This window comes from Streptomyces sp. NBC_01571, assembly GCF_026339875.1.
In the GTDB taxonomy this organism is placed as follows: domain Bacteria; phylum Actinomycetota; class Actinomycetes; order Streptomycetales; family Streptomycetaceae; genus Streptomyces.
In genome coordinates this window covers 730,564-746,671 of sequence record NZ_JAPEPZ010000001.1, presented here as the reverse complement: position 1 = coordinate 746,671, position 16,108 = coordinate 730,564, and the positions used below count along the sequence as shown (strand labels likewise).

General features: G+C 71.4%; 14 protein-coding genes and 1 pseudogene. 6 read left to right on the top strand and 9 right to left on the bottom strand.

Annotated elements, in window-relative coordinates; genetic code table 11:
• Position 1: 1 nt before the first annotated feature.
• From OHB41_RS03355 to OHB41_RS03345, 3 genes and pseudogenes are all read right to left on the bottom strand, one after another.
• Positions 2–1,174 (bottom strand): MFS transporter, encoded by a 1,173-nt coding sequence (locus tag OHB41_RS03355; RefSeq protein ID WP_451289631.1) that lies wholly within the window; start codon positions 1,172–1,174, stop codon positions 2–4.
• 291 nt (positions 1,175–1,465) lie between these two features.
• Positions 1,466–2,335 carry a LysR family transcriptional regulator gene (locus tag OHB41_RS03350; RefSeq protein ID WP_266696434.1) on the bottom strand — a complete coding sequence of 290 codons (870 nt, stop codon included), beginning with the start codon at positions 2,333–2,335 and terminating at the stop codon, positions 1,466–1,468.
• A gap of 128 nt (positions 2,336–2,463) precedes the next feature.
• A pseudogene (locus tag OHB41_RS03345) lies at positions 2,464–2,754 on the bottom strand (molybdopterin-dependent oxidoreductase); the annotation flags it as partial.
• Between the two features lie 188 nt (positions 2,755–2,942).
• On the opposite strand from OHB41_RS03345, the gene OHB41_RS03340 reads away from it, so the two are divergent.
• From OHB41_RS03340 to OHB41_RS03330, 3 genes are all read left to right on the top strand, one after another.
• The gene (locus OHB41_RS03340; RefSeq protein ID WP_266696433.1) at positions 2,943–3,302 is read left to right on the top strand and encodes a DUF6204 family protein; all 360 of its coding nucleotides are present in this window, start codon (positions 2,943–2,945) and stop codon (positions 3,300–3,302) included.
• 140 nt (positions 3,303–3,442) lie between these two features.
• The gene (locus OHB41_RS03335; RefSeq protein ID WP_266696432.1) at positions 3,443–4,009 is read left to right on the top strand and encodes an SMI1/KNR4 family protein; all 567 of its coding nucleotides are present in this window, start codon (positions 3,443–3,445) and stop codon (positions 4,007–4,009) included.
• 145 nt (positions 4,010–4,154) lie between these two features.
• Entirely contained in the window at positions 4,155–4,322 is a 168-nt protein-coding gene (locus OHB41_RS03330; RefSeq protein ID WP_266696431.1) for a hypothetical protein, read from the top strand.
• On the opposite strand, the gene OHB41_RS03325 is transcribed toward OHB41_RS03330, so the two are convergent.
• Entirely contained in the window at positions 4,309–5,622 is a 1,314-nt protein-coding gene (locus OHB41_RS03325) for an ISL3 family transposase (protein ID WP_266696430.1), read from the bottom strand. The two genes, OHB41_RS03330 and OHB41_RS03325, sit on opposite strands and share 14 nt — an antisense overlap.
• A gap of 102 nt (positions 5,623–5,724) precedes the next feature.
• On the opposite strand from OHB41_RS03325, the gene OHB41_RS03320 reads away from it, so the two are divergent.
• A complete protein-coding gene (locus OHB41_RS03320) occupies positions 5,725–6,636 on the top strand; it encodes an aldo/keto reductase (RefSeq protein ID WP_266696429.1) in 912 nt (303 codons plus the stop codon).
• Positions 6,637–6,705: 69 nt separating this feature from the next.
• Here the strand turns inward: OHB41_RS03320 and OHB41_RS03315 are convergent, their stop codons facing one another.
• Positions 6,706–7,395 carry a type 1 glutamine amidotransferase domain-containing protein gene (locus tag OHB41_RS03315; RefSeq protein WP_266696428.1) on the bottom strand — a complete coding sequence of 230 codons (690 nt, stop codon included), beginning with the start codon at positions 7,393–7,395 and terminating at the stop codon, positions 6,706–6,708.
• A 502-nt stretch (positions 7,396–7,897) separates the two neighbouring features.
• Positions 7,898–9,637, bottom strand: a complete 1,740-nt coding sequence (locus OHB41_RS03310; RefSeq protein ID WP_266696427.1) for an MOSC and FAD-binding oxidoreductase domain-containing protein — start codon at positions 9,635–9,637, stop codon at positions 7,898–7,900.
• Positions 9,638–9,907: 270 nt separating this feature from the next.
• Between OHB41_RS03310 and OHB41_RS03305 the strand changes: the two genes are divergently transcribed.
• Positions 9,908–10,777: an alpha/beta fold hydrolase gene (locus OHB41_RS03305; protein ID WP_266696426.1), complete on the top strand. Its 870-nt coding sequence runs from the start codon at positions 9,908–9,910 to the stop codon at positions 10,775–10,777.
• A 192-nt stretch (positions 10,778–10,969) separates the two neighbouring features.
• Positions 10,970–11,830, top strand: coding sequence for a DUF427 domain-containing protein (locus OHB41_RS03300; protein WP_266696425.1), 861 nt, complete (start codon positions 10,970–10,972; stop codon positions 11,828–11,830).
• 96 nt (positions 11,831–11,926) lie between these two features.
• Here the strand turns inward: OHB41_RS03300 and OHB41_RS03295 are convergent, their stop codons facing one another.
• From OHB41_RS03295 to OHB41_RS03285, 3 genes are all read right to left on the bottom strand, one after another.
• On the bottom strand, positions 11,927–13,261 hold the full coding sequence (locus OHB41_RS03295) for a vWA domain-containing protein (protein ID WP_266696424.1): 1,335 nt from the start codon (positions 13,259–13,261) through the stop codon (positions 11,927–11,929).
• Positions 13,258–14,520 carry an AAA family ATPase gene (locus tag OHB41_RS03290; protein WP_266696423.1) on the bottom strand — a complete coding sequence of 421 codons (1,263 nt, stop codon included), beginning with the start codon at positions 14,518–14,520 and terminating at the stop codon, positions 13,258–13,260. The genes OHB41_RS03295 and OHB41_RS03290 overlap by 4 nt, the downstream gene beginning before the upstream one ends.
• 94 nt (positions 14,521–14,614) lie before the next feature.
• Positions 14,615–16,078: a hypothetical protein gene (locus OHB41_RS03285; protein WP_266696422.1), complete on the bottom strand. Its 1,464-nt coding sequence runs from the start codon at positions 16,076–16,078 to the stop codon at positions 14,615–14,617.
• Positions 16,079–16,108 lie beyond the last annotated feature (30 nt).

The window sequence follows — 16,108 nt, the reverse complement described above, 5'->3', positions numbered from 1 at the left end:
GTCAGGCCGCGGCGGCGGCACGGCGGGCGGCACGGCGCTCCGTCGTCCAGTAGAGGAGGGCCAGGACGGGCAGTGCGGTGCCCAGGACACTGACTGCGGTCCAGCCCGCCGCGTGGTACGCGATCGACCCGAACTGGGACCCGAGCGCGCCTCCGACGAAGAACGTGGCGATGAAGGCGCTGTTGAGCCGGGCACGGGCGTTCGCGTCGAGCTGGTAGATGGTGTGCTGGCCGAGGATCAGTGTGGTCTGGACGGCCATGTCGATCAGGACCGCGGCCACCGCGAGCAGGGCCACGTAGCCCTGACCGAAGCCCGCGACCGCGAAGGCCAGGGCCGCGACGACGAACGCGATGCCGGTCACGGGACGTACGTACCCTCGGTCCGCCCAGTGCCCGGCGAGCGGGGCGACGGCCGCACCGGCGGCACCCACCAGGGCGAACAGGCCGACCCCGACGGGGGAGTAGTGGAAGTGGGGGCCCGTCAGGACGTAGGACACGGTCGTCCAGAACGCGCTGAACGCACCGAACATCGCCGCCTGGTAGAGACCGCGGCGCAGCAACACGGGGTGGGTGCGCACCAGTTGCAGAGTCGAGCGCAGGACATGGGCGTACGGGATGGTCGTGGTCGGCGCGTGCCGCGGCAGGGCGGCGCGCAGGGCGAGGGCCAGCAGCGCCATCAGGACGGCGGAGCCGAGGTAGACCACGCGCCAGCCGGCCACGTCGGAGACCAGACTGCTCAGGGTGCGGGAGAGCAGTATGCCGGTGAGCAGGCCGCTCATCACCCGGCCGACGATCCGGCCGCGGGCGTGATCCGGGGCGAGGCTCGCCGCGAAGGGGATCAGGATCTGGGCGACGACCGAGGTGCCTCCGCTGATCAGGGACGCGATCAGCAGCATCGGGAAGTTCGTGGCGAGACCGGCCGCGACCAGCGCGAGCGTGGTGACCGTCAGCAGCACGGTGATCAGCTTGCGCTTCTCCAGCCGGTCGCCGAGCGGCACCAGGAACAGCATGCCCAGGACGTAACCGACCTGGGTGAGGGTGATGAGTCCGCCGGCGGCCGCCGTGCCGACGTGGAAGACGTCGCGCAGTGAGGACAGCAGGGGCTGGGCGTAGTACAGGTTGGCCACCGTCATGCCGGAGGCGACGGCGAAGAGGGCGACCAGCCATCCCGGCACGCCCTGCGCGGTCGTACCGGTGGCGGTCGGGTCCGAGCGCTTGAGTTCAGGGGATACGGACACGGGCACCTTCTCGGAAAGGGGAACCGGGTGGGCGGTTCGGGGACGGACCGGGTGGCGGCGGAACGGCTTCCATGTCGTTCGCATGGTTGCCTCAGCGCCGCAGCAGCCTCATTGCTTCCCCCGTCATGGCGATGATCGAAGATGTCTGTCATCTCGAAGAGAGATGGGTGTGCCCAGGGTGCGGCGAGGGACGAGCGCGCACGGCGGGACGCGCGCCGCCGGCTCCGCTCAGGTCATGTGCCGCAGCAGTGCGGCGACGGCCGGCGGCGCCTCGCCCCGCGGCCGGACCACCATCACCTTCCAGCTCGGCGCGTGCCGGTCGAACCGGTGCGTCCGCAGGTCGGGGAACCGGGCGGCGATCGAGCCGGGCATGACACAGACGCCCAGGTCGTTGCGGACCAGCTCGGACGCCGCCACGATGTCGTTGACCTCGAAGGTCGGCTCGCGCTCGACGGAGGCCGCACGGAACGCCCGGTCCACGGAGAGCCGGATCGCCCAGCCGGGCGTGAAGTCCACCAGCGGCAGCCGGGCGGCCTCGGCGAGCGTGACCGTCCCCTCCGCGCCGGACCCGGCGAGTGCCCGCTCCGGCGCGGACACCAGGACCATCTCCTCGCGGGACAGCAACCGGGTGACCAGCCCGCGCTGCTGCTGGCGGTCGAGGGCGACCACGGCCAGATCCACCGTGCCCTCGCGCAGCGCCTGCCGGATGTCGGTCACCGCCGCCTGCCGCAGCCGGACCGAGACCTCCGGATGCTCCGCCCGCAGCGCGGCCAGCGGGAGGTGAAGATCGGCCCACACGCCCTGCATCGTGCCGACCGTCACCCGTCCCCGTAGCCGTCCCTGGACCACGTCGACCGCCGACCGGGCCTGTTCGGCGGCCCGCAGGGTCGCCCGCGCCGCCGGTACGAAGGCCTCGCCGGCCGGGGTCAGCGACACCCGGTGCGTGGTGCGGTCGAACAGCGCCGTCCCCAGCTCACGCTCCAGCGCGCGCACCGTGCTCGACACGGCGGACTGCACGACGTGCAGCCGCTGCGCCGCCGCGGTGAAGCCGCCCTCTTCCGCCACCGCGACCACGACCTCCATCTGCCGCAGATCCATGTGCTCTCCCGACGCCGCGGATCATCTCCCCATGATGATGTCCTCCCGCCGATGGCGCCCCCACCGTGAGCCTTGTCGGCGGGGTGCGGCGGCGTTCCGCCGGCCGTGCGTCGCGGGCGCCGCCCGGCCGGTCCGTCGCCCTCCTGCTCCTGGTGGGAGTAGCGCTGCTCCTTCCAGGGGTCCGCGAGGTTGTGGTAACCGCGCTCCCAGAAACCGCGCCGGTCCTCGGTCATGTACTCGATGCCGCGCAGCCACTTGGCGCTCCTGTAGCCGTAGAGGTGCGGCACGACCAGGCGCAGCGGGAAGCCGTGCTCGGCGGTGAGTGGCTCACCGTTGTGGTGGGTGGCCAACAGGGTCCGCTCGGCGGTGAAGTCCGCCAGGCGGAGGTTGACCCCATAGCCGTATTCGGCCCAGGCCATCTAGGGTTTCGGGCCGTCCCGGCGCAGGCTGCGGCAGTTCGCCGCGGCGGTGCACGGGCGTCCACGACACCCGGGACGTACTCGGCCGGCGCCCCGCCCTCGACACCGCGCGACGGCGCCCGGCCCGCGGGGCGCTGCGGACGGAAATGCGCTGGAGCCCCGGGGGCGTCACTGGCTAGGGTCGCGGAATGAGCACTCGTACCTTCCGTGTCACCGTGCGCGGTGTCTTCGACGGACTCGGCACCGATCAGCGCTCCGAGCTCCTGGCCCGGGCGGCGGAGCACGACGTGCTGCGCGCGGCGTTCACCGCGGAGGGGCACCTCAGCTACGACCTGGCCGCACGGTCCGCCTTCACCTTCCGCTTCCTGGACTCGGGCGAAGAGGAGGAGGACATCCTGGAGGCGACCGAACGCGCCGAAGAGGCGGCGAAGGCGTGGCTGACCCAGCGCGGCTATCCCTACAAGAACCTGCGGTCCACCGCCGAGGACCTCTCCCTGGCACCCCTGGGCAAGCGGCAGCGCCGCGCCGCCGCCGAGAAGTACTCCTGATTCCGCGCATTCCGCGCCGGCGCCGGCGCCGAGAAGACTCCTGATTCCGCACATCCCCCGCCGCCGCCGAGAAGCACTCCAGATTCCACGCCGCCACCGAGAGGTCCCGCTGTCGCAGGCGAGTGATATCCATGGACGGCATGAACACGGATCATGCCGCCCCTGAGGAGATCGAGGCGCTTCGCGCGGCCTTCGACGTCGATGACGACGGCGCGTCGGCGCTCGGCTGGCCGGCGGTGCATGCCTTCGAGAACGAACACGGCATCGTGCTGCCGGAGCCCTACCGGACGTTCGTCGCCGAGGTGACCGACGGGTCCTACGCCGGTCCACCGGACCACGGACTGGTGGGGCTTGCCGACCACCCCGACGGCGAAGGGACCGACGAGGGGCGCGGGCAGGTCCTCGGCCGGCCGTTCCCGCTGACCGAGGCGTGGTTGTGGGAGGACGACCCCCGTCCCGCCGAAGAGCTCGAACCGATCCTCGACCAGGTCTTCAGGCACGGCTCGATCGTGCTGGGAACCGACGGCTGCGGCATGAACTGGCACCTGGTCGTCACCGGTCCGCACCGGGGACACATCTGGAACGTCATGGGCGAGGGCGCGAACCCCTTCGGCGCACCGTTCGGTCACACGACCGCCGATCCGGGCTTCGCGGGCTGGGTCGGACACTGGGCGGCGGGCAACTCCTGGTACGACGCCGCCGAGTGAACGACGGACGTGCGGAACGGGGCGCGTGGGCAGGAGAGCACCGCCGGCCGCCCTTCCTGTGTCGGGCGCGGTTTCCACGCCAGGACGTTTGCGCATTACATGGTGATCGTCCACTTCGTCGAAGGAACCACGGAAGGGAACCGTCATGCGTTTTCGGAAACTCGGCAGCTCGGACCTGGAGGTCTCGGAGATCTCCCTGGGGTCCTGGCTCACCTACTCCGGAGGCATCCAGGCCGAGCAGACGCGCGCCTGCACCGAGGCCGCGTTCGACGCGGGCATCAACTTCTGGGTCTTCGAAGTTAGGCGGGGTTGAGGTGTCCGCGGGCTCGGCGGGTGGTGACGCAGCGTGTGCGTAGGCGCTGGCTGTCGGCATTGCGGAAGCCGAATGCGTTGCGGGCGACGAGCTTGATGACGCGGTTGATGCCTTCGCTCTTGGCGTTGCTGTGGCCGGTGTCGATGAACCCGGCGATCTCGGGCCACCAGCGGTCGACGGTGGTGGCGAGGGTGCAGGCTTCGGGGATGTCTGAGTCCGCGCACCAGGTGAGGAACTTCCATCGGGCGTGGCCTACTTCTTCGCGGTCGGCGCCGGTTCGGGCCAGGGCGAGGAGGGTGCGCAGGCTCTCCTTGGCGATCCAGGCGGTCAGCAGCGTCTGCCCGATCGGCCCCTCGTCCAGCAGCGCGTTCCACATCGTGGCGAACTGCTGGTCGGTGAGGTCCTCACGGTTGCGCAGCAGCCGTCGACGGGCCTTCCATTCCGGGTCGGTGGCGCGTCCACGCCGGCCCCGGATCTCGGCGGTGGTGCGACGCCGTACAGCAGAGAGCATCTTGTTCGCGAGCTGGACGATGTGGAAGTGGTCAACGACCACGATGGCATCGGGCAGGCCGGTGCGGATCGCGGCCCGGTAGGTGGCTGACATGTCGATGGCGACGTAGCGGATGTTCTTTCTCCACTCCAAAGGGGTGGTGGACAGCCAGGCCAGGACGTCGGCGGCGGCACGGCCCTCGACCTGCCCGAGCAGGCCACCGGCCCCGAGCGCGTCGACGAACCCGGTGTGCCACCTCTCGCGCACCAGGTGCCACTTGCCGGTGTCCGCATCCTGTTCCCAGCGCGGCCGTCCGCGCCGGGTCTCGTCGACGCCCAGCACCTCCACTTCCGGCAGCGGCGCCTCGGTGACCTCGCGGGCGGCCGCGCGGAAGGCGTCCATCACCGTCGGCCAGGACACGTGCAGGTCACGGGCGGCCTGGACCACGGTGGAAGCAGCATCCCGCACCCGCAGGGCGGCAGCCCGGCGCAGCCGGCCGGTGATCCGGGCCCCGGCCGGTATCTGCCGAACCTGCTCGGTGAACGACTTCCGCTCGCATCCGGACTCCCGGCAATACCAACGCCGCTTGCACCACACGAACTCCAATCCCCGTTCTCCGTAAGGAAGATCACGTGGACGGGTGTACACGAGGCCCTTCACATGTGACGCGAACACGCCGCAGGAGGGACAGGCCCGGGCGGCTTCGTCCGCTGTGGTCAGATGCACCCGCCGGGTGCCGTCCATCAGCCGCTCAACGCTCTCGACGGCAAGGCCGTCCAAGTCGAGCAGCACCGCCGTATCGTTGTCCAAGCCCGTGGTTTCTGGTGATCAAACTGCCGGAGAACAGTCATGATCGCCGATGACCACGGACGCCCTGCACCCACGAGCCGACCACCCCCACGCTTACCCTCCGTGAGAACCCCGGAGGACGAAGGCTCACCCACCCCGCCTAACTTCGAAGACCCCAACTTCTTCGACACGGCCAATGTCTACGGCCGGGGCGCGGCCGAGTCGGCCTGGGGCGAGATCCTCTCCGAGCACCCCCGTGACTCGTACATCCTGGCGACCAAGGTCTGGGGGCAGATGTCGGACACCGACCAGGGCCTGTCCGCCGACCAGATCGGCAAGCAGATCGACGCCTCGCTGAAGCGGTTGCGAACCGACCATGTCGACCTGTACCAGGCCCACCGTTTCGACGTGACGGTGCCGATCGAGGAGACGGTCGAGGCGCTCCAGAAGGTCGTGCGGCAGGGCAAGGCCCGCTACCTCGGTTTCAGCGAGTGGACTCCCGAGCAGATCCAGGCGGCCGTCGACATCGCGGGGCCGGAGCTGTTCGTCTCGTCGCAGCCCCAGTACTCGATGCTGTGGCAGGCGCCCGAGGCGGAGGTGTTCCCGGTGTGCGGGGCCAACGGCATCTCCCACATCGTCTGGTCCCCGTTGGCACAGGGTGTGCTCACGGGCAAGTACAAGCCGGGACAGCCGCTCCCCGCCGACAGCCGTTTCGCCAACGACGCGATGAGCGGCTCCAAGGACCTCGTCCTCAACGACGCCGCCCTGGAGGCCGTGCAGCGGCTCGTTCCCGTGGCCGAGGGCGCGGGGGTGAGCCTGCCGACCCTGGCGCTGGCCTGGGTGCTGCGCCGCGGTGAGGTGGTGTCGGCGATCACCGGAGCCTCGCGACCCGAGCAGGTGCGCGCCAACGCCGCGGCCGCGGGCGTGCACCTCACGGACGACGTGCTGGCCGCCGTCGACGCGGCGCTCGGCGACGTACCGGTCAGTCGTCCGACCCTCGCGCCGTTCGCGGCCGAGGGCGTCCTGCGCCGCTGACGGACCCGGCCGCCGCCCGCCGCCCCGCCGTCCGAGTCAGCGGCGCCACGAGCGTCGCCCTCCGGGTTGTCAGAGGGCCTTGAGCAACCGCTCCGCCAGGACGGCGGCCGAAGCGGGGTTCTGCCCGGTGAACAAATTGCGGTCCACCACCGTGTACGGCTTCCACATCTCGCCGCGGGTGAACTCGACGCCCAGGTCGTTGAGTTCGTCCTCCAACAGCCACCTGGCCCTGGAGGCGAGCCCGACGGCGTTCTCCTCGTCGTTGGTGAAGGCCGAGACCCGGTAACCGGCGAAGGGCGAGACGCCGCGGATCCTGGTGGCCAGCATGGCGGCCGGGGCGTGGCAGACCACGGCGAGGGGTTTGCCGGAGGCGAGCGCCGCGGTCAGCAGCCGGCCCGCGTCGGCGTCGACACACAGGTCCTCCATCGGACCGTGACCGCCGGGGAAGTAGACGGCGTCGTAGTCCTCCAGGCGGGCATCGGCCAGCTTTATGGGCCGCCGCATCTCCTCCGCGGAGCGGATGATCGCTTCCAGATCGAGAGCGGTCTGCGCGCTGCCCGCCATCTCGGGCCGCAGGCTCATCATGTCCACGTTCGGCACCACCGCGCCGGGGGTGGCGACGGTGACCTGATGTCCGGCTCCGGTGAGCGCCTTGTACGGGGCCGCGAACTCCTCGGCCCAGTAACCGGTCGCGTGCCGGGTGCCGTCCTTGAGCGTCCAGTACGTCGCTCCGGTCATCACGAACAGAAGTTTCGCCATGGGGATGCCTCCTCGTCTCTGCCCGGCACGGGCGCGTGGAGCGCGCCCGCTCGACGGCCTGGGACGGAGGTGCGGTGGACCAATGCGGTGGGGCCGCTTCCCGCGGAGTCTCCGCGGTCGTGGGCCCCCACCTCGGGGGATGCCGTCAGGGCGAGGGCGAGGGCGGTGGTACGTCGTCCGGGACCGGAGTGCCGTCCCCGTCGTCGCTCGGGAGCGGGACCGGTCGCGGGATGAGCCGATCTTCGAGGGCGTCCATCCCGAAGAGGAACGCCATCATGAGACCCGGCGCTAGCAAAGCAAGCATGATCACAGGACCTCCCCAGGGGGTAGTCAAGCTGTGGGCCGCCGTGGTGCCGCTATTCGAGTATGGGCCCGTATGGCGTAGCACGCATGTCGTGGCCGGTGACCGAGAGTGACCCGTTCAGGGCCTTTCGAGCGGACACCCCGCCCGCGAGGCGGCTGCGTGCCGCACCTCGCACACCGCCCGGACCGCACCCAAGTCCTAGAGATCGAGGACGACTTCGGTGGCCGGTCGGCTGCAGCAGATCAGGACGGTGCCGGCCTCGGGAGGTTCGAGGGGCTGGGCGGTGTAGGCGATGTCGCCCGAGACGATGGGGGTGACACAGGTGTGACACACCCCGGTGCGGCAGGACCAGCGGGTGGGGACGTCGCAGGCCTCGGCGAGGTCGAGGAGAGACGCGCGCTGCGGTGACCAGGGGGTGGTGATGCCGCTGCGGGCGAAGGTGACGAGCGGTCCGGTCGCCACGGATCCGGTGGCCACGGGATCGGCCGGCTGGTGCGGCCTGACCGCCGGCGTGGCCGTGACGCCGGGGTTGATGGCGGGCAGGGCGCTGAACACCTCGGTGTGGATCCGCTCGGGCTTCAGCCCCTGCGCGCGCAGATGGCCTCCGAGGGTGTCCATGAAGGCGGGCGGGCCGCAGAGGTAGGCGTCGGCGTCCGCGGGAATGGCCATGTCCGCCAGTGCTCGGGCGGTCAGCCGCCCTTGGCGGATGTGGGCGGCATCGTCGCCCTGGGTGACTTCGCCGGCCGCGGTGTAGGAGATGTACGCGCGGCCGTGGGGGAGCCGGGCGAGCAGCACCCGGGTCTCGGCCGCGAAGACATGCTGCGTGTGGTCCCGGGCTGTGTGGATCCACCACACCGGGCGGGGGTCCCGGGCTGCGGCGAGCCGGTGGAGCATCGCCAGCACGGGGGTGGCGCCGATCCCCGCGGAGACGAGGACGACCGGGCCGGTGCCCTCGTCGAGTACGAACGTACCGCGGGGGCTCGCGATGTCCACGAGGTCCCCGGGGTGGAGGCATGCGTGGAGGTAGCCGCTGACCTGGCCGTGGGGCTCGCGTTTCACGCTGATGCGGTAGGTGCCGGCGTCCGGCGCGGAGGACAGGGAGTAGCTTCGTACGGCGGGGGCGCCCTTCCCCGTGGTGAGCCGGACGGACAGGTACTGACCGGGCCGGGCCTCGGGCAGCGGAGTGCCGTCGGTGGCGTCGAGGTGGAACGACGTGACGCTGGGGGTTTCGGGGACGACGCGGGCCACGCGCAGGGTCCTGAAGCCGGGCCATCCCGGTTCCTCCTGTTTCGGTGACTCGTCCTGCGCGAGTTCACGGAACGACTGCTGCCATCCGGGGCTCAGGGCGGGGATGCTCAGCGCTCTGCGCAGTTTCTCGGGATCACGGCCGGGGAGGTAGAGCAGCGCGTCGATGTCGGCGACGCTGAGTACTTCCGGGCCCCGCCGGGTGCGGGTGATGTCGTCGCCGGCCTGCACATGCCCCTCGGTGATGACGCGCAGATAGAAGCCGGGGCGGTGGTGGGCGACCAGGAGGGAGGCCATGGCGGGTTCGCCCAGGCGCATCCCCACGCGGTAGCAGGTGACGCGGGGCTGGGTGACCTCGAACTCCGCTTCGCCGATGCGGTAGCGGTCGCCGATGCACACCTCGTCGTCGGGGAGCCCGTCGACGGTGAAGTTCTCTCCGAAGCTGCCGGGCGTGAGGTCCCGGCGGCTCAGCTCGTTCTCCCAGTACTGGTAGGACTGCAGCTGGTAGACGAGGACCGCCCGGTTCTCGCCTCCGTGCCCTGCCAGATCTCCCTGGCCGTCTCCGTCGATGTTCAGGTGCCGCACCATCCGGCGGCCGTGCACGGGTGCCTTCCACGCGCCCGTGTGGACGGTCCTTCCCTGCCACGGGACGTCCTTGGGTTTCCCTACGTTCACGGACAGCAGCGTCGCCATTGCGGTACTCCTGCGTGGGTGGCCGGCTGGGAGCAACTCCTCTGTGGCTCTTGTTGCGCCATGGCCGATTTTAGTTCCTCGTCCGCTCCCGTACCGGCTCGGTGGCCCGGGGGCGCTCGCGGGCGGACGCTTGAGGTGAGGGCCCGGCCGGCTCCAGCCCCGGAGGGCGGACCCGCGTCAATCTAGCCGGTAAAAGTGCATTGACAGGTTAGAGCGAAGCGTGGTCGACTGATCACGTAACCCTTAAAGGTGAAGTGAGAGGTTAGACAGATGACTTCCGTAGTCCATCACCGCACCGCCACCGTCAGTGGCCTCGAGGTCTTCTACCGGGAAGCCGGCGACCCGCAGGCGCCGGCCCTGGTCCTGTTGCACGGCTTCCCGACCAGCTCGCACATGTTCCGTCACCTGATCCCGGCGCTCGCCGACCGTTATCACGTCATCGCCCCCGACCACATCGGCTTCGGCCAGTCGGCGATGCCCTCTCCGAGGGACTTCCCCTACACCTTCGAGGCCCTCACCCAGGTCACCTCCGACCTGCTCGAACAACTGGGTGTCGACCGCTTCGCGATGTACGTGCAGGACTACGGTGCTCCCATCGGCTGGCGGCTCGCGCTGCAGGCCCCGGACCGCGTCACCGCGATCGTCACCCAGAACGGCAACGCCTACGTCGAGGGCTTCGTCAAACCCTTCTGGGACGGCGTGTTCGCCTATGCCGAGGCGCCCGGACCGGAGACAGAAGCCCCGATGCGCGGCGCCCTGACACCCGAGATCACCCGCTGGCAGTACGTCAACGGCGTCGCCGACCCCAGCCTCGTCAGCCCCGACAACTGGGTCCACGACCAAGCCCTGCTGGACCGGCCCGGCAACGACGAGATCCAGCTCGAACTCTTCCGCGACTACCCCACCAACGTGGACCTCTACCCGAAGGTCCACCAGTACTTCCGCGACTCCCAGGTGCCGGTGCTCGCGGTCTGGGGCGCCAACGACGAGATCTTCGGTCCCGCGGGCGCGGAGGCGTTCCGCCAGGACCTGCCCGAGGCCGAGGTCCATCTGCTCGAATCGGGGCACTTCGCGCTGGAGAGCCACCTGGAGAACATCACCCAGTACATCCGCGACTTCCTCGGCCGCGTCGTCGCCTGACGCGCCAGGGCCGGGGCGACCGGAGCGGCGCGGGCGCCGCGCGGGCCACGGCCGGCCCCTGCTCCCGTGGGCACCTCCCGCGGGCATGCGCCGCTCCCGCAGAGCCGGAGCGGACCGCGACAACACCCCCTCGGGGCACAGGTGTCCGCCGCGCCCGGCACCCTGCCACCCCGCACCCGGAAGGAACGAGCCATGGGACTGTCCTGGCAACAAGGGCCCCTCTCGGCGAGCGCGATCGGACGCTTCCTCACTCCCGAACCCCTGCCGCAGCGCCTGCTGTTCGCCGAGCCGCTGCGCCGCCGTATGCGCGTGCGGTTCAACGGGACCTGGATCGCCGACAGCGAGAACGTACTGCTGCTGCACGAGCCGGGCCGCTACCCGGTCGCCTACTATCCCCGCGCCGACGTGGACTCGCAGGTCCTGGTCAGGAGCGACAAGGTCACCCGGCATCAGGATCTCGGTGAAACCATCTGGTACGCCGCGCGCGTGGGCGACCGCACCACCGAACGCGCCGCCTGGGAGTTCACCGGTCCGCCCGGGCACGCCGCCGCGTTCGAGGACCGTATCGCCTTCGCCTGGCGGGCGATGGACGCCTTCTACGAGGAGGACGAACGCATCCTGGGACACGCGGCGGACCCGTACCACCGCATCGACATCCGCGACACCTCCCGCACGCTGGAAGTGCGCCTGGACGACACCGTGGTGGCCCGCTCCGAGCACCCGGTCGTGCTCTACGAGTCCGGCTTCGCCCCGCGCTGGTACGTCCCGCGCGCGGACATCGACGAGAGCCGCCTGAGCCCCGTCGAAGGGCAGACCTTCTGCCCGTACAAGGGGCTGTGCGACTACTACGACATCGGCACCGCACACCGCGCCGCCTGGTCGTACCGCAACGCCTACGGCGAGGTCGGCCGCATAGCCGACATGGTCTCCTTCGAGCCGGACCGGGTCGAGGTCCGTCTCGACGGCCGGCGGCTGGAGATCGAGCCCGGCCAGAACGTCGTCCCCCACGGCGTCGACCGCGGTCTGGACGCCGACGAGATCAGGTCCCGCTGACCCCTCGCGACCCTCGAACCCACGCCGGCCGCCCGAGTCAGAACGCTCCGGCAGGCCTCTTCCTGCCTCCTCCCGTCCTGAGAGGCCTCGAAGAACTCACCGAGCGGCGGGATCCGATTCGATGACGACCACCCGCGCCCACTCGGGCGGTGCGTCAGGGACGTAGTCGGGATCCTCCTCGTCCCACGAGGAGGACGAGTGGTGTCGGGGGAACAGGCCGACCACCGTCCGGCACGGTGGCCGGTTGCTCGGCCAGGGCGTCTGACCGTCGGTCAGTACCACGACGACATCCGGTCGGGGTCCCTTTCGGAGGGCTCGGGCGAAGCCCGTACGCAGGTCGGTGCCCCCACCGCCCACCAGCGGTATTCCCTCGGCTCGGCAGAGCGAGTGCACGATCTGGGCCGACGCGTCGCACGGCAGTACGGTGACGAGGTCACGACGGCCGCCCACGGCACGGGAGATCGCCGCAACCTCGCGCAGCGCGCTGCCCAGTTCGGCGTCGCTGACCGACCCGGAGGTGTCGATGATCACGGAGACCCGAGGCGGTCTGCGCCTCAGGCTCGGCAGCACGGCGCCGGGTACCCCGGCCGAGCGCCGCGACGGCCTGCCGTAGGTGTAGTCCTCACCCGCTCCGGAGCCGGAGGCCGCCGAACGGACGGCCGCTCCCAGCAGGTTCCGCCACGGCTGCGGCGGCTGGAACGCCTCCTCCGCCCATCGCCGCCACCCCCTGGGGGCGTCTCCCGGACGCGCGGTGATGCCCTGCGCCACGCGGAACCGAACGGCGTCCCGTTCCTGGTCGCTCAGGCCGTACGCTCCGTCCGGTCCGAGTTCCCATTCCCGGTCCAGTCCGTCGGCGCCACTGCCGCAGTCGAGCCAGACCAGACTCTGCGTGCGCGGCCCCAGCCGGAACCGGCGCAGGTAGTCCTCCATGAGCTCACCCTCGGGCAGCGCCAAGGCCTCCGGTGTGACAGCGCCTTCGGGCTGGAGGAGCCCTTCGCCGAACACGTCGTCGTTGATCTCGCAGTCCGCCGCGATGTTCATCCGCAGCCGTTCCCCCGGGCCGGTCAGCCCGCGCTCGCGCGCGACCCGGTCACTGCGCCCGTGATGGTCGCGCAGCAGGTGCGACACCTCGTGCACCCAAACTCCGGCCAGCTCCTCCACCGACATCCGGTCCACGAACGGCGGCGACACATAGCACCGCCAGTACCGGTCGACGGCCATCGTCGGCACCTGCCGCGACTCCACGGTCTGCAGGGCGAAGAGCGCCGTCGCCAGGTAGGGCCGGACCCGGGCGGCGTGCAGCCGGGCGGCGAAGAGCTTGTCGCGGTCCAGCGCCCCGGGTGCGTCCGCTGTCCCGGGTGCGTCCGGTGCCGCAGGCGTGCCCGGGGGCTCCGGTACGGCCGGCGGCGTCCTCGGTGTGTCCGCGTTCATCGGCCGGCCGATGCGGCGACCGCGGTCCGGGCCGCCGCGCGGTCGGCCCGCCGGGACAGGGAGACCGCTCCGGCGAGCTTCTCGATCGACGCCGGAACGTCCCAGTCCTCGTGGCGCAGCGAGGCGAGTGTGTTCGCGGGCACGACCACCAGGTCGGGTGCTCCGGCCTCCACCGCCCGGACCAGGAGCGCCCAGGCCGCTTCCCAGCGCGACCTCTCCGGGCGTTTGCGGACCGCCTCCACCACGCCGTCGAGCACGGCCTGCCGCAGATCCCCCCGTTCCGGCAGGGCGGCACTGGCCGGGTCGGCCAGCAGGACCTCGGGGTCCGGGAGGTCCATCCGGTCCAGGCCGGCCAGCAACTCCAGCCCCGGACCGTCCCCCACGGTGCCCCTGACGAGCAGGGAAAGCACTTCGCGGGAAGAGCCGGCCGCGGTCGCGAAAGCGATCAGACACAGTGTCATCTCCCAGCTCCGGGGAGACGGCCAGGCGCCGCCCCTGCGCGTCTCGTTGCTGGGCAGCCGGTGTACGAGCCCGGGGCGGGCGGCGAGGAGTCCGCACACCGCACGGCGGGCGAAGTCCACCGCTGCCGGCAACCGCTCGGGGTCGAGCCGCGGCAGTGTGGCCCGGGGCCAGGTCCCACCGAGGCCGCGGACCACGACCTCGTGGTCGTGGGTCCACTGAAGGTGGACGAACCGGTTGGCGAGCGGCGGGCTCAGCTCCCAGCCGTCGGCCGCCGAGGCCCGCGGGTTGGCGGCGGCCACGATCCGGACCCCGGGCGGCAGTTGCAGGGCGCCGATCCGCCGTTCGAGGACGAGGCGGAGCAGGGCGGCCTGCACGGCGGGCGGCGCGGTGGACAGTTCGTCCAGGAACAGCAGTCCCCGGCCGGCCCGGACCAGCCGCACCGCCCAGTCCGGCGGGGCCATGGGCACCCCTTGTTCCGCCGGATCGTCGCCGATGACGGGCAGCCCCGAGAAGTCGGACGGCTCGTGCACGCTGGCGATCACCGTGGTCAACGGCAGGTCGAGGGCGTCCGCGAGCTGTGTCAGCGCCGCGGTCTTGCCGATCCCCGGTTCACCCCACAGCAGTACGGGCAGGTCGGCGGCCACGGCCAGGGTCAGGGCCTCCAGTTGGATGTCGGGGCGCGGTTCGGTCGACGTGTCGCGCAGCAGGGTCAGCAACGCGCCGGCGACATCGAGCTGGGCGGGAGGGGGCGGGGTCGTGCGGATGTCGGTTGTCCGGGAACGGGTGTGTGTGGACATGTGTGTGATCACCTTTGGGATGTGTGACGGCCCGAAGAGGGCGCAGAGGACGGAGACCGGGGCGGCGGGGAGGTGCGGAGGAGGAACGCCCGGGTCAGCGGAAGGTCGCGTGGCGCGGGTGCGGGCGGCGGGAGTGGGTGTGACGACGGTCGGGGCGGATACCGCCGGTGCCGGTGCCGGCGCCCGTGCCGAATCCGGGCGCGGCGCCGGTGTCCGGTCCGGGGCCGATGAGCCCTGCTCTGTAGAGCCCGTACGTGATCCGCCGCCGCGCCGCCGCCTCCAGTTCGTCCCGCAGGGCGCCCTTGCGCAGCAGCGCGTCGGGGCCCAGCAGATCTTCGACGACGGTCAGCGCACCGGCGGTGTCGCCGTGGTCCAGCCGCTCACGGACGCCGGCGATGCAGTCCGGATGACGGTGCGCCACATCGATGGCCCGCAGGCAGGGGAGTGGGGTACCGGTCAGCGCGGCCAGCAGTTCTTCGCGGCGGATCTCGTCCGGGTCGTGGTCCAGTGGGGCCAGGGCTCCGTCGACGAGGCCGATCCGGTGCCGGGCTCCCCGGCAGTCGACGAGGTGCGATTGTCCTGGCCGGTCCACGGTGAGGGACGTGCGGACCGCCGACCGGCCCGGTGCCCCCGGCGCCAGTGCCGAGGCGACCAGCGGGTGCAGCCGATCCACTTCGATCGCGCCGGCGCGGACCAGTTCCAGGTCGGGCAGCACCCAGGTCGCCGCGTCGGGCAGGACCGGCAGCGTGGAGGTGTCAGCCTGTGTGGGTACTGACGTGATCCGCAACGCGGGTGGGCCGGCGCCGTCCCCGTCCGTGACCAGGTTCAGGACCACTCGGTGCCGGGCCCCGATCCGCACGGCGACGACGGCGTCGTCGGGTCGCCCTTCGGCGCGGAGCACGATCGCCGCCTCGGCCGCCCATCGGTCGACGGCGCACCGGTGTCCCTGCGGCACCCTCGCCCACGCGTCCGGATCCACCACAAGGCGGGTGTCCGGCGGCGGTTGCTCGGCGCCGGAACGGATCCGCAGCTCGTCCGTCCTTCGCGCGTCCCACAGATGCCGGTGGAGGTCGAGACGGAACCGCCGGTCGGGATGGGGGTGGGGGTGGCGACGGGCGCTGACGTCGGAGCGGGAGCCGTCCCAGAGCGCGAGGCTGATCCGCTGACCGGCGTCCGCCCAGGCCGGCGGCGTCCGTGCGACCAGGTGCACCGGGCCCGTACCGTGCCGCCCCGACTCGTCGTACCGCGCCAGAGCGATGGTCAGACCCGGCCGCAACAGGCCGTCGGGGGCGATCCTCGGCATGTGCCAGCGCAGCAGGTCTGGAGCGAGATGGCGCAGATCGGCCCGGATCCGGGCGGCGAGGTCCCGGCCATGGGTGCGTGCCACCGAACGGGGACTGAACTCGATGTCGATCCGCGCGGCGGCACAGGCCCCCGCCCAGTCGCCGGCACGGCGGCGGGCGGTCGACGTCTCGATCATGGAGGGCGGCACGGCGAACTCGCGCACGCGCAGCCAGAGGGAAAGGCGGGAATCCCATTTCGCGGTCCGAGTGAGCATCAGCACTCACCTTGCGCGGACGGGGCCCCC

Excerpts from the sequence above, each read along its gene's own strand:
- OHB41_RS03350 (WP_266696434.1), bottom strand. The coding sequence starts at position 2,335 with ATGGATCTGCGGCAGATGGAGGTCGTGGTCGCGGTGGCGGAAGAGGGC.
- OHB41_RS03340 (WP_266696433.1), top strand. The coding sequence starts at position 2,943 with ATGAGCACTCGTACCTTCCGTGTCACCGTGCGCGGTGTCTTCGACGGA.
- OHB41_RS03335 (WP_266696432.1), top strand. The coding sequence starts at position 3,443 with ATGAACACGGATCATGCCGCCCCTGAGGAGATCGAGGCGCTTCGCGCG.
- OHB41_RS03330 (WP_266696431.1), top strand. The coding sequence starts at position 4,155 with ATGCGTTTTCGGAAACTCGGCAGCTCGGACCTGGAGGTCTCGGAGATC.
- OHB41_RS03315 (WP_266696428.1), bottom strand. The coding sequence starts at position 7,395 with ATGGCGAAACTTCTGTTCGTGATGACCGGAGCGACGTACTGGACGCTC.
- OHB41_RS03310 (WP_266696427.1), bottom strand. The coding sequence starts at position 9,637 with ATGGCGACGCTGCTGTCCGTGAACGTAGGGAAACCCAAGGACGTCCCG.
- OHB41_RS03305 (WP_266696426.1), top strand. The coding sequence starts at position 9,908 with ATGACTTCCGTAGTCCATCACCGCACCGCCACCGTCAGTGGCCTCGAG.
- OHB41_RS03300 (WP_266696425.1), top strand. The coding sequence starts at position 10,970 with ATGGGACTGTCCTGGCAACAAGGGCCCCTCTCGGCGAGCGCGATCGGA.
- OHB41_RS03295 (WP_266696424.1), bottom strand. The coding sequence starts at position 13,261 with ATGAACGCGGACACACCGAGGACGCCGCCGGCCGTACCGGAGCCCCCG.
- OHB41_RS03290 (WP_266696423.1), bottom strand. The coding sequence starts at position 14,520 with ATGTCCACACACACCCGTTCCCGGACAACCGACATCCGCACGACCCCG.
- OHB41_RS03285 (WP_266696422.1), bottom strand. The coding sequence starts at position 16,078 with ATGCTCACTCGGACCGCGAAATGGGATTCCCGCCTTTCCCTCTGGCTG.